Source organism: Riemerella columbina, assembly GCF_030517065.1.
Taxonomy (GTDB): Bacteria; Bacteroidota; Bacteroidia; order Flavobacteriales; family Weeksellaceae; genus Riemerella; species Riemerella columbina_A.
The window spans coordinates 2,031,669-2,044,714 of record NZ_CP103950.1; the positions used below are offsets into that span (position 1 = coordinate 2,031,669).

Genomic DNA, 13,046 nt, shown 5'->3' on the forward strand with positions numbered 1-13,046 from the left:
TGTATTCAGTTTTTATCCGTTTTTAAATCATAAAACGATTTTTTCAACGCAATATCTTGATGATTTTTGATAATCGTGAGCATCTGTTCCGCTGCCGTTCCTTCGCCAAATAACGAGGGCTGATGCTTGGTTTGCTCCACAAAATCAGGGTCCAACGCTTGGGCGAGGGCGTGCTGAATCTCTTCATAAGAGTTGCCGCAATTGATCACGCTCTCTGGCATCAATCGCCCTTTTTGCCTATCGCCGATATTGACCGTAGGAATGTGGAACGCTGGCACCTCCGACACGCCGCTGGAAGAATTGCCCACCACAGCATCTACATACTGCAATGCCGACAAGTACCGCAACTGCCCCAAAGACGGAATTTCTACCGCCTTGTTAGGGTGCTGTGCCACGAAGTTTTTGATCATCTCATTGATGATTTGCCCATTTTTATCCGAATTGGCGTGGGTAAAAATCAGGTGGGTATCTGGCAAGGCATCTACCGCACGGAGGAGGTTGGCAAAGGTTTCCGCTGGGCTATTTTTTTCCAGTGTTACAGGGTGATAGGTGATCAGCAAATTCCTTTGATCCAATTGAAAATGAATAGATTGTTCAAATTCTTCTTTGGATAGCAAAGGTAGATTTTTTATCGAATCAATGGCGATAGCACCGACATTAAACACCGTATCTGGCTGTTCGCCCAGTTGGATAATCCGCTGTCTGTACACCTCTGTAGAGGCAAAATGCAGGTGCGAAAATTTGGTAATACTGTGCCGAATGGCTTCATCATAAGCCCCTTCCGTAGTCTCGCCGCCGTGGAGGTGAGCAATGGGAATATTGGCAACGCTGGCAGCAATCACACTGGCTAAAATTTCCGTTCTATCGCCCAATACCACCACCAAATCGGGTTGTAAATCCGCATAGGCATCAGCGAAGCCCGACACCGCCAAAGCAATGGACTTAGACACGCCCACAGCACTATCCGATGAGAGCAAACACTCCACCCTTTTGCTGATTTTAAAACCGTCTTTTTCAATCTCTTGCACCGTATATCCAAAAGTGGGCGACAGATGCATCGCACACGCAATGAGCTGCAACTCCAAGTCTGGGTCTGCCTCTATTTTTCGGATTAGCGGTTTGAGCAAGCCGTATTCGGCACGGGTTCCTGTAACGATGCAAATTTTTCTCATAATACGATCATCTCATCGGGTTCAAAATCTCTTATGGCTTTATTGCCAATGACTTCCGCCCATTTCATCGGAGAAATTCCTGTTCCTGGGCGTTTGATGGCTAAATTTTCTTCCGAAAGCACCTCACCTGCCTTAATCAATCGCCCTGCCACGATGCTTTTTCGCACAATGGGTTTGTTCTTCATCTCCGAAGGCGTAGGCTCTTTGATGCCGCTGCCCGAGAGGGCTTTTTCTACATTCCGAATGGCAACCACCATGGCTTTTAATTCTTGTGGGTCTAAGCTGGCTCTATGGTCGGGGCCCTCCATATTTTTGTCTAAAGTAAAGTGTTTTTCTATCACCTTAGCCCCCAATGCTACCGCTGCCACAGGGACTTCTATGCCCAAAGTATGGTCGGAATAACCCACTTCTAAGCCTGTTTCCCTTTGGATTTGGAGCATCGCACGGAGATTGACCTCCTCCATAGGCGTGGGGTATTCGGTGGTGGCGTGCAAAATTTTAATCTGATGATTTTCTAACCCATTCTCTTTTAGGGTTCTCACAGCGGTATGAATTTCTTCCATATCCCCCATTCCTGTGGAGAGAATGACCGTTTTGCCCAACCGTGCGATGAATGCTAAATATGGAATATTGGTCAATTCTCCAGAACCTATTTTAAATATATCTTGTAAATTATTGAGAAACTGGGCAGAAACCGCCTCATCTGGGGTAGATAGAAAACGAATGTTTTTTTGCTCGCAGTAGCTTTTGAGGACTTCAAACTCTGGATAAGATAACTCCAAACGCTTAAGCATAGCAAACTGAGATTCTTCCTTGCCTGTATTTTCTGTTTGATACTCTGCCTGCACAGCATCTGGGGTTACCAATAATTCGGTTTTCCAAGTTTGGAATTTTACGGCATCTACACCTGCCTCTGCGGCGGCATCGATGAGTTTTTTGGCTAATGCAATATCTCCATTATGATTAACGCCTGCCTCCGCTATGATGAATACACTACTGTTGTTCATATTCTGTATTTTAGAAAAAATTTAACCTCATGCTCAGGGTTTTGAGTTTGCCATAATTGATTGAGTTCATCGTATTTTTCTTTGTTATAAATAGCACCTGAAAGGAAAAATGGACGATTATAATCTGAGAATAAGGATTTATATTTAAACAAAGAATCCTCGGGATCACCTGAACGTCCTCCTCCTAAATTAAAATATTTTATACCTCTTTCTTTTGCTATACTCGCTATTTTTTCAAAAATAAAATAATTAGCATTATGATTCTTCTGTACATTATAATTATTACCTGAAAGAAAATAATGAACAAAATCTCGACTAAAAATATAAAATGAAGATGATAGTATAGTTTCTTCATAATAGATATTATACAATTCTATTTCTTTTATTTTTAGAACTTTATTATAGAAATCTTTATCAAAATAAAAAAAAGATTGAGCATTATTTTTATCCATAGTTTCATTGTACAATTTCATGAATGCTCCTATATCTTCACTCTTTCTTATTTTCAACTCTCTATCACATTTTCGTAATTTGCCTCTTGTTCTTGATGCGTAGCCTTCCCATCTTTCTTCATCTGATAAACTCAAATCCATCAATACTACATTTCTATCTTTAGTATAGAAAGAAAATTGATTTTTTAAAATAAAATGACTCTCATTAAAAGGATGGTAACGCACAAACTCCGCTATGATATTTTCCTCTTTACATTTATTTTGATAGGCTGTCCACGCTTTTTCGATGAATACCATATCATCAGTATTGCAGAGATAACCACCATAACCATAAGCGGTTTCTAAGTCGTAATAAATTTCATCTAACAGCACCTCGCCCACTTGGCGTATGGGTCTTTTTATGGTGAGTTGATAAAATGTTTTATCACCCTCAGTATATTCAAATTCAAAAATAGAATCACCCTCTTTTAAATAGAGTGCTACATAATCTTTTTGATAATAAATATCTTGTCTTAAATCCATCATTTATCTTACACTACTTGGGATATTTACAATTCGGTCTTCTAAAAACTCGGCGTTGGTTTGGGCATCTTTTTGGCAATGGGCATACATTGGTAAGTGGTGCATCAGCGTCCAGATGGGGCGTGTCATCACTTGGTGGGCATTGGTGTATTGCAAAAAGGCATCTCGCTCTTTTCGGTTTTCTAATTCTACGCACATCAACCAATAATTTGCTCGGGTGTTGGGCGTTTCAGTGCGAAATTTAAAATCGGTGCCAGCAAAAAAGGCTTCATAGGCTTTTGCCAACGCCCTCTTATCCTCCAAATAACGAGGCAACAGCTCCAATTGGGCACACGCCAACGCGGCGTTGAGGTTGGGCATTCGGTAGTTATAGCCAATTTCATCGTGAAAAAATTCATACGGATGTGGCTTTTTTGCTGTGGTGGTCAGGTATTTTGCTTGGGTACCTAAATGTTCATCATTCGTAACGATGGCACCGCCACCGCCACAGGTCACAATCTTGTTTCCATTAAACGAAAAACAGCCCATCAAACCTAATGATCCCGAGGGTTTGCCGTGGTACTCGCTGCCCAAAGATTCGGCGGCATCTTCTACAATCGGAAGGTGCCACGCTTGGCAAACGGCGATCAATTCATTCATATGCACTGGAAATCCGAAGGTATGCATCGGCACGCAGGCAGCGATTTTCCGACCTGTTTTTTTATTGTAGCAAGCCTCGCCACGCAGCTCGGCATTTTCTATCAAAAACGCTTCTAATGCCTTGGGCGACAGTCCCATCGTGTCTAAATCTACATCTACAAAAACGGGGATGGCTTGGTTGTAACTGATGGCATTCGCCGTAGCGATAAAGGAGAGGGATTGTGTAATGACCTCGTCGCCAGCCTCCACGCCCACCAACCGAAGTGCTACCTGCAAAGCGGCAGTGCCATTGACCACGGCAACGGCTTTTTGGGTCTGCGTAACGGCTTGCATCTGCCCTTCAAAAGCATCTACAAAAGCCCCCACAGAGGACACAAAAGTGGAATCGATGGTCTCCAAAAGGTATTTTTTCTCATTCCCACGAAACCGAGGCTCGTGCAGCGGAATAAAATCGGTGGTTTGGTATTGTTCCTGAACGAATTGTATCAGTTGGTCGGCTTTTTCCATATCAGAATTACATCTTACTGTCTAAATATTTGCCCGTTTCTTTATGGTTGAAATTAGGGAGCATTTTCATAAATAAATCTACAATCTGGGGTTTATCCCATTTTTTATCGGCTCTAAGTTGGGCTATGGTTTCCTCAAAAAGTGCCAATTTATCTTCCTCCACAGTCAGTTCGTTTTTGATGATGCCAATGTTTTCAAAGGCTTCCATATCTAAGGTTTCCTGCGTGGTATAGAATTCTTCAAAGTCTTTTTCGCCCGTGGTATCACTCAGCGTAAATAGGCACGGCCATTTTTTATCGTTGGGCAAAGTCTGGACTAAATTTCGTGCTTCTGCCTCTGTATCACAGAGATAAGGCGTGTAACCTTTGGCGGCTAAATATTTAACTGCAATGTCTGAAAAGGTGATCAAGTGTAGATGCTCGCTGAGTTTCGGAAAAAAAATGTCTCTATTTTCGCCAAAAATGCAGGACATCAGGCACAGCTCGCCAGATTCTTTGGGAATCACGAAATAGCGCTTGATATCTTTGGGTGCCACAATGGGCTGTTTTTTCTCTAATCGTTGGTTGAAACCGTGCAATAGCGAGCCATCGGAAAAGGCAACATTGGCAAAACGAGCGGTAGAAATGGTGATCTCTTGGCTCCTTCTCATCAAAAACATTTCCATAATCCGCTTAGATGCACCCATCATATTCACAGGGTTGGCGGCTTTATCGGTAGATACGCAAAAGTATTTTTTCACCCCTTTGTCAATGGCTTGTTGCAGGGTTTTATCGGTATTGAGGATGTTTACCTCTATCATTCGCATCAGTGTATAAGGGTCTTTTTCACTGCGAACATGCTTCAATGCTGAAAAATTGAGCACATAATCATAATCGCCATCGGCAGCCCAAAAAGCATCGTACTCCACAGAGCCAATATCCAACGCAAAGGTCTGGAAATCACCATCAATATACCCATAGGCACTGCGGATATCACGCACCAACTCCACCATATTGTTCTCGCTGATGTCCACCACATGGAGCTTTTTGGGGTTTCTTTTAAAAATTTCCTTCACCGTAGCACTGCCGATAGATCCCGCTCCGCCTATCACTAAAAACTTGGAGCGTGAAACGATCTCCGCCAACACCTCACGATGCGTGGCTATATCTGTGGTAAATAATTCTTTATCCCTGCCGATAAGGTTTAAGGTGGTCATTTTTTTCTATTTTTTTTAAATTTCTTGTAGGGCTACCATTCTTTTGAATTTATCCGACTGGTCTACCAATTCTTGGAACTGCCCACTATTGATGATTTTTCCTTTTTCTAATAAACAAATATGGTCTACATTTTTAATGGTTGAGAGCCTATGGGCAATAATTACCATAGTCAGTTTACCATGCAGCATATCAATATTTTCTTTGATAAACCTCTCTGTTTCAGAGTCTAATGCAGAAGTTGCCTCATCCATAATGAGAAGCTCTATATCTTTGTACAATTCTCTGGCGATGGAGATTCTCTGCTTTTGTCCTCCTGAGATTAAAATTCCATTATTCCCCAAAGGCGCATCTTCTTTATTTTCTAAATCAAGGGCGAAGGCTCTTAAAGAAACCATCTCTAAAGTTCGCCAGAATCGCTCGAGGTTTTCTTCTGTTTTAGGTGCCCAAAAGGTTACATTATTAAATAAAGTATCATCAAATATGACAGGCTCTTGGGTAATATAGCCTATTTTATTTCGGTAAGAAGCTAAATTGGTGTGGTAGATGCTTTTGTCATTTACCATTAATGTTCCCGAAGTTGGGGCTTGTAGTCCACAAATAATGTTTGCCAAAGTGGTTTTTCCCGCTCCACTTTCTCCCACAAATGCCACCGAAGTATTTTTCTTGATGGTTAAATTGATATGGTCTAATATCGTTTTGGTGCCGTAGTTTAGCGTAATATTTTTTGCTGAAATAGTGTTTATATCTTCAATGGATTCTGCGTATTCCTTTTCTGAATAGTGATCCAATTGTGAGAATAGTTTTTCAATTGCTTCTACTCCTGCCGATGAGCTGATGAAACTCATATAAGAGTTTTGCATTGATACCAAATAACCTAATGAACGATAAAACATTAAAAGACTGGCTAATATAGGTCCAATATCTTTGTGCAAAACTTGGATTTGAATCATCAAAACGGCACAAATAATAATCATAATAGAGGGTTCCCGTAGCGCCTCTGATAAGGAAGTAATTTTATTCATTTTATAAGTTACTTCCTCTCCTAATAGAATATTTTTTTTCAGCCGACCGATATATTTGTTAAAAGAATTGGTGGCTTTCAGGTATTTGAAGTTATGAATGGCTTGTACCAAATGTCCGAAAAAATCCTCTCCTATCGCAGTAAGCTGTCGTGATTTTTCACGCACAAAATGGTTTAAATATTTGTAGAAGAAATTGGATAAAATCCCTCCGATAGCCACTAAAATAGCAAACTGCCAATCCAATACCACCGCCAAACCTACATAAGTAGTCAGCATTACGATATTTTGTATGGAGGTAAAATAGCCAATCATCGCTGCAATAACGCGTACCGCCTCCTGTGTCATACTATTTTGTAGTTTTCCAGAATCCATCTTGGTGAATCCTTCATATGAGAGGTGGTATAAAGCATCGGCTAATTTCAACCTAACTTTTCGCATAGATGAAAGCCGAAGTTTATTAAAATAAATCAATTTAGCGTAGACAATAGCCGCTTTTATAATGAATATAAACACGATGAGTAGCACAGCATTGGTCAAGTTAAAATCTAACCCCACCCAATGAAAACCATCAGCAATAATCTGAAATTTCCCTAAATTTTCATCATCGTTTTGTCCTTGTTGTGTGGCTAATTTAATCACAGGAATAAACATTGTCAACCCCAAACCATCCATAAGCCCCACCAAAAAGTTGAGGATGATATATCCGTAGATATGCCACCCTACCAATTTTTTGAAGTAATTGAAAAAACCTAAGGTTGATATTTTATTTTCTTTGGTATCCATTAGCCTTCTATGATTTTTCTACCTATACTTTTATAGTAAAATCCACTGCCCTCTACTTGGTCTAAAGAAAAGACATTCCGACCATCAAAAATAGCGCGGTGGTTCATTTTTTCTGCCATCAATTGGAAGTTGGGGTTTTTAAACTCTGACCACTCTGTCGCAATCAATAGGGCATCTGCGCCTTCTAATGCAGAGTACATATCTTCCGCATAGCTGATGCGGTCGCCTAAAATCTTTCTAACATTCGCTTCCGCTATTTGGTCGTAAGCCTTTACTGTAGCCCCTTTATCTAAAAGGATTTTAATATTATCCAAAGAAGAAGCCTCGCGGATATCATCGGTATTGGCTTTAAAAGCTAAGCCCCAAAGTGCAATTTTTTTACCTTTCAAATCACCACCGAAATAGTTTTCTATATCTGATACCAGCACGACTTTTTGCGATTGGTTGACCTCTTCGGTAGATTCCAAAATTTGGAAGTCAAAGTTTTGTTGTTTCCCTGATTTTATCAAAGCCTTCACATCTTTCGGAAAGCAACTGCCACCGTAGCCAATCCCTGGGAATAGAAAACGGTGCCCAATTCTATCATCACTCCCCATACCAAGGCGAACTTTATCCACATCTGCACCCACTTTTTCGCAGAAATTAGCAATTTCGTTCATAAAGGTAATCTTAACCGCTAAGAAGGAATTGGCTGCATATTTAGTTAATTCCGATGATTTTTCATCCATAAAAATAATAGGCACTCCCGTATTGGTAAAAGGTTGGTAGATTTTTGCCATAATATTTTTAGCCTTTTCAGAAGAAGTGCCCACCACAACCCTCGCAGGGTTCATAGAATCCTTTACAGCAAAGCCTTCACGCAAAAATTCTGGATTGGAAACCACATCAAAATCTACTGAAGTTTTAGAAGCGACCACCGCTCTCACTTGGTCTGCGGTTCCCACGGGTACCGTTGATTTATTCACGATCACCTTGTATTCCGTCATCATCTCACCGATGTCCTCAGCAACTTTTAAAACATAAGACAAATCCGCAGAGCCATCTTCCCCTGGAGGGGTTGGCAATGCCAAAAATATCACTTCGGACTGGCTGACAGCCTCTTCTAATTTTGTAGTGAAAAATAAGCGCTGGGCGTGGATATTTCTCAAAAACATTTCTTCCAAGTTCGGCTCGTAGATTGGCACGATGCCTTTCTTCATTCCCTCTACTTTTTGCTCATCTATATCTACGCAAAATACAGTATTTCCTAACTCAGCTAAGGTAGTTCCTGTAACCAAACCCACATAGCCTGTTCCTACGATAGTGATATTCATATTTTATCTTTAAAATGTAGTCTAAATTTTTGCAAAATTACTCAAAAAATACATCCTATACAACAAACCCTCCCTTTTATTTAAGCCCTTATTTTCATTATTATTACCATAAAATCGGTGCTTTTTCATCTCGTTATTTTTTGATTGAAAGAGATTATCTGCGCCCCAACCTTCTTCATATCAAAAAATTATTTATCTTTATCAAAAAAATTACGATGAACTATACACAACCGATGCTGCCTTCTGGCGCTTTAAAAGATAAAGTCGCTATAGTAACGGGCGGCGGCAGTGGACTTGGGAAGGCGATGTCCAAATATTTTTTAGAATTAGGTGCCAAAGTGGTGATCACCTCAAGAAACCTTGAAAAACTGAAAGCCACAGCACAAGAGTTAGAAGCCGAAACTGGTGGGCAAGTATTAGCCTTGCCTTGCGATGTTCGCCATTACGACGAGGTTACCGCTATGGTAGAGGCAACGTTGGAAGCTTTTGGGTCAATTGATATCCTCCTCAACAATGCTGCGGGCAACTTCATCTCCCCTACCGAGCGCCTTTCTGCCAATGCTTTTGATGTGATTATTGACATCGTGCTTAAGGGCTCTAAAAACTGTACCCTCGCTGTAGGGAAACATTGGATAGACCAGAAAAAACAAGGGACCATCCTCAATATTGTAACCACTTATGCTTGGACAGGCTCCGCCTATGTGGTGCCTTCTGCGTGTGCCAAAGCGGGCGTTTTAGCGATGACCCGAAGTCTCGCGGTGGAATGGGCGAAATACGATATTAGAACCAATGCTATAGCACCTGGACCTTTCCCTACCAAAGGAGCGTGGGAGCGATTGCTGCCTGGCGATTTGGCAGAAAAATTTGATATGAGAAAAAAAGTACCTCTAAAAAGAGTGGGCGAGCATCAGGAATTAGCCAATTTAGCGGCTTACTTGGTGTCCGATTTTTCCGCTTACATCAATGGGGAAGTGATTACCATAGATGGTGGCGAGTGGCTGCAAGGGGCTGGCGAATTCAATATGTTGGAACAAATCCCTACTGAAATGTGGGATGCCTTAGAGGCGATGATTAAAAGTAAAAAATCATCATAGAAAACAAAAAAAACAGGCACTACTTATTGCGTGCCTGTTTTTCTCAATTATTTATATTTTATTCTATTCTGTAGGTCTAAATACCAAACCACTTTCTTTAAAGTAATCCAGCGTAATGCGGTCGCCATCGTTGATTTTCCCTGCGAGAATCTCTTTTGAGAGCTGATTAAGCACCTCGTGTTGGAGTAATCTCTTGAGCGGTCTCGCGCCAAATACTGGGTCATAACCTTTCTCGCCGATGTAGGCTACAGCATCTTCTGTTGCAGTCATTATGATGTTTCGTTTTTCTAACATTTGGTTAAATCCTCTCAGCATATAGTGGACAATTTTACCAATATCTTTCTTGCTCAATGGCTGGAAGAGCACCACTTCATCAATACGGTTGATAAACTCTGGTCTCAAAGTTTGCTTCAGTACGCCAAAGACTTCTTCTTTCGTTTTAGCGATAATTTCTTCCTCATTGCTGTCATTAAGTTGCTCAAAATTCTCTTGGATGATATGAGAACCTAAATTAGAAGTCATAATGATAATGGTATTTTTGAAGTTCACCACCCGACCTTTGTTATCCGTTAACCTTCCGTCATCCAAAACTTGTAATAGCGTGTTGAAAACATCAGGGTGTGCCTTTTCTATTTCATCTAAAAGCACCACGGAATAAGGTCTTCTGCGCACGGCTTCTGTCAGTTGCCCGCCTTCATCATAGCCCACATATCCCGGAGGCGCACCCACCAATCTCGATACGGAATGCCGCTCTTGGTATTCACTCATATCAATACGGGTCATATTGTTTTCATCATCGAAAAGGAATTCTGCCAACGCCTTTGCCAACTCCGTTTTCCCCACCCCAGTGGTTCCTAAGAAAAGGAAAGAACCGATAGGGCGTTTTTCATCATTAAGCCCAGCTCTATTTCTACGGATGGCGTCTGATACGGCTTGTATGGCTTCTTCCTGTCCCACCACACGCTTGTGGAGTTCATCTTCTAAATGCAACAATTTTTCTCTCTCGGACTGCACCAATTTGGTAACTGGAATGCCCGTCCATTTAGAAATAACCTCCGAAATATTTTCTGCCGTTACTTCCTCTTTAATGAGTTCGTTTTGATGGTTTTGCATCTCTAATTCTAAAGTCTGCAAGGCATCTTCTTTCTCGCGCAGTTTTCCGTATTGGATTTCTGCCACCTTAGCATAATCCCCCATACGAGAGGCTTTTTCAGCTTCTAATTTTAGAGATTCTATTTCTTTTTTAATGTGTGTAAGGTCCTCAGATTTTTGTTTTTCATTGAGCCACTTCGCATTGATTTCATTGCGTTGCTCAGTAATTTTGGCAATATCCTCTTTTAGATGGTCTATTTTCACTTGGTTGCCTTCTCTGGAAATGGCTGCCAATTCTATTTCCATCTGCATCAACTTTCGGTCTAAAACATCTAATTCTTCAGGCTTAGAGTTGATTTCCATTCTGAGTTTAGAAGAGGCTTCATCAATCAAGTCAATGGCTTTATCTGGTAAAAAGCGGTCAGAAATATAGCGCTGAGATTGCTCTACTGCGGCAATGATGGCTTCATCTTTAATTCTCACTTTGTGGTGGGCTTCGTATTTATCTTTGATACCACGCAAAATGGAAATCGCAGATTCTACATCTGGCTCCTCCACCATCACCTTTTGAAAACGACGCTCTAAAGCTTTATCTTTTTCAAAATATTTTTGATATTCATTAAGCGTAGTCGCACCAATGGCTCTCAACTCGCCTCTTGCCAATGCTGGTTTTAGGATATTAGCTGCATCCATTGCGCCCTCACCACCGCCAGCACCTACTAAAGTATGAATTTCATCGATGAATAAAATAATTTGTCCATTGGACTTGGTCACCTCATTCACCACAGATTTTAAACGCTCTTCAAACTCGCCTTTATATTTGGCTCCAGCAACAAGCGCCCCCATATCTAAGGAATATAAGGTCTTGTCCATCAGGTTTTCAGGAACATCTCCCGAGATAATTCTGTGGGCAATGCCTTCCGCTATTGCAGTTTTACCAACCCCAGGTTCCCCAATGAGAATAGGGTTATTCTTGGTTCTCCGCGATAAAATCTGCAATACACGGCGGATTTCCTCATCACGCCCAATCACAGGGTCTAACTTGCCTTCCGCTGCTAATTCATTAAAGTTTTTAGCGTATTTGCTTAAGCTCTGATAAGTTTCTTCGGAACTCGCTGAATTGGCTTTGCTGCCTTTTCTAAGTTCTTTTATTCCACCTTCCAACAGGCTTTTGGTCACGCCCATATCCTTTAACAAAGTGCTTACAGGAGAAGAGACATCAATTAAAGCCAACCAAAGATGCTCAATAGTCACGAATTCATCATCCATTTTTTTGGCAATGTTGGCTGCTTCTAATAAAACTTTATTCGCCGATTGAGAAAGGTATAAATTGCCCCCTTCTACTTTGGGTAGTGCTTCTATGCTCTCTCTATTTCGCTCTCTAACGAGGCTGGCATCGGCTTCGGATTTTTTCAATAAAAAAGTTGAAATAGTCTCATCACTTTGGAAAACACCTTCCAAAATATGTTGAGGTTCTATGCTTTGGTTGCCAAATTCCATAGCCACTTGTTGGGCTTTCTGGATGGCTTCTTGAGATTTTACAGTAAATTGGTTTAAGTTCATATCTTGATGTGATTATTTTTTTTCGTTATACAATCTTTTACATCTCTTCTATATCAAAAACCATTCTATTAGAAAAAAGCAAGCAAAACGAGACATTTTTTCCGATAATTTAAAATAAATTGATTTTTATTAAGACATTTTTTCCTAAAATAAGACAATAGGACTTCAATAAGAACGCCTTAGAGATATATTTCAAAATGCTCTCTTTTAAAATAACGCTATTATAATGTTCAATATTGTCCCTTATCAAAAGGATTTAAAAATCAGTCAAGGCATTGTCATTTTTTCCATACAAACCAGTTTAGCACTAAACTTGATAGGTTAATGTAAAAAATACACCATTATGAATTTTAAAAATCATCAATCTGGAAACGGTGGATATCTTAGTATGAGTCATGATCAGGAAGAAGTTGGGCGATTGACTTACACCATTATGCCTGAGAAAAACACTTTAATTATCTCCTTTGTGAACGTTTATCCCGCTTATGAAGGGGCGTGGCTTCGGGCGTATGTTGGTCAAAGAAGCCATAGTCTTTTCTCGAGAACACGGTTGGCAGGTTCATCCGCACTGTTCCTATGCCAAGCGCGTGATGCTTAAAATGCCTAACATCGAAGATGTATTCTCACCAGAGTCATAATCTGGCGGCATTCTATTTATTATTCGCTTTCTTTTCTAAGTTAAGT

At 40.6% G+C, this 13,046-nt stretch carries 10 protein-coding genes; 2 read left to right on the forward strand and 8 right to left on the reverse strand.

Annotated features, from left to right (window positions below; all coding sequences use genetic code 11):
• Positions 1 to 5: 5 nt before the first annotated feature.
• Genes neuC through NYR17_RS09640 form a run of 7 tightly spaced genes read right to left on the reverse strand, consistent with a single transcriptional unit; the run spans position 6 to position 8,613 of the window.
• Positions 6 to 1,172 (reverse strand): UDP-N-acetylglucosamine 2-epimerase, encoded by a 1,167-nt coding sequence (gene neuC, locus NYR17_RS09610; RefSeq protein WP_302505480.1) that lies wholly within the window; start codon positions 1,170 to 1,172, stop codon positions 6 to 8.
• A complete protein-coding gene (neuB, locus tag NYR17_RS09615; RefSeq protein ID WP_302505481.1) occupies positions 1,169 to 2,179 on the reverse strand; it encodes an N-acetylneuraminate synthase in 1,011 nt (336 codons plus the stop codon). Before neuB ends, neuC begins: the two co-directional genes overlap by 4 nt.
• On the reverse strand, positions 2,176 to 3,156 hold the full coding sequence (locus tag NYR17_RS09620; protein WP_302505482.1) for a GNAT family N-acetyltransferase: 981 nt from the start codon (positions 3,154 to 3,156) through the stop codon (positions 2,176 to 2,178). The genes neuB and NYR17_RS09620 overlap by 4 nt, the downstream gene beginning before the upstream one ends.
• Positions 3,157 to 4,299 carry a LegC family aminotransferase gene (locus NYR17_RS09625; protein WP_302505483.1) on the reverse strand — a complete coding sequence of 381 codons (1,143 nt, stop codon included), beginning with the start codon at positions 4,297 to 4,299 and terminating at the stop codon, positions 3,157 to 3,159.
• 7 nt (positions 4,300 to 4,306) lie between these two features.
• On the reverse strand, positions 4,307 to 5,494 hold the full coding sequence (locus tag NYR17_RS09630; protein WP_302505484.1) for a UDP-N-acetylglucosamine 4,6-dehydratase: 1,188 nt from the start codon (positions 5,492 to 5,494) through the stop codon (positions 4,307 to 4,309).
• 15 nt (positions 5,495 to 5,509) lie between these two features.
• Complete coding sequence (locus NYR17_RS09635) at positions 5,510 to 7,300, reverse strand: ABC transporter ATP-binding protein (RefSeq protein WP_302505485.1); 1,791 nt, start codon at positions 7,298 to 7,300, stop codon at positions 5,510 to 5,512.
• Positions 7,300 to 8,613: a UDP-glucose dehydrogenase family protein gene (locus NYR17_RS09640; protein WP_302505486.1), complete on the reverse strand. Its 1,314-nt coding sequence runs from the start codon at positions 8,611 to 8,613 to the stop codon at positions 7,300 to 7,302. Before NYR17_RS09640 ends, NYR17_RS09635 begins: the two co-directional genes overlap by 1 nt.
• Before the next feature lie 215 nt (positions 8,614 to 8,828).
• Between NYR17_RS09640 and NYR17_RS09645 the strand changes: the two genes are divergently transcribed.
• On the forward strand, positions 8,829 to 9,707 hold the full coding sequence (locus NYR17_RS09645) for an SDR family oxidoreductase (RefSeq protein ID WP_302505487.1): 879 nt from the start codon (positions 8,829 to 8,831) through the stop codon (positions 9,705 to 9,707).
• Between the two features lie 63 nt (positions 9,708 to 9,770).
• Here NYR17_RS09645 and clpB read toward each other — a convergent pair whose 3' ends face one another.
• Positions 9,771 to 12,362, reverse strand: coding sequence for an ATP-dependent chaperone ClpB (gene clpB / locus NYR17_RS09650; protein ID WP_302505488.1), 2,592 nt, complete (start codon positions 12,360 to 12,362; stop codon positions 9,771 to 9,773).
• Positions 12,363 to 12,847: 485 nt separating this feature from the next.
• Between clpB and NYR17_RS09675 the strand changes: the two genes are divergently transcribed.
• The gene (locus NYR17_RS09675) at positions 12,848 to 13,000 is read left to right on the forward strand and encodes a GNAT family N-acetyltransferase (protein ID WP_367997956.1); all 153 of its coding nucleotides are present in this window, start codon (positions 12,848 to 12,850) and stop codon (positions 12,998 to 13,000) included.
• The last annotated feature ends 46 nt before the right edge of the window (positions 13,001 to 13,046 follow it).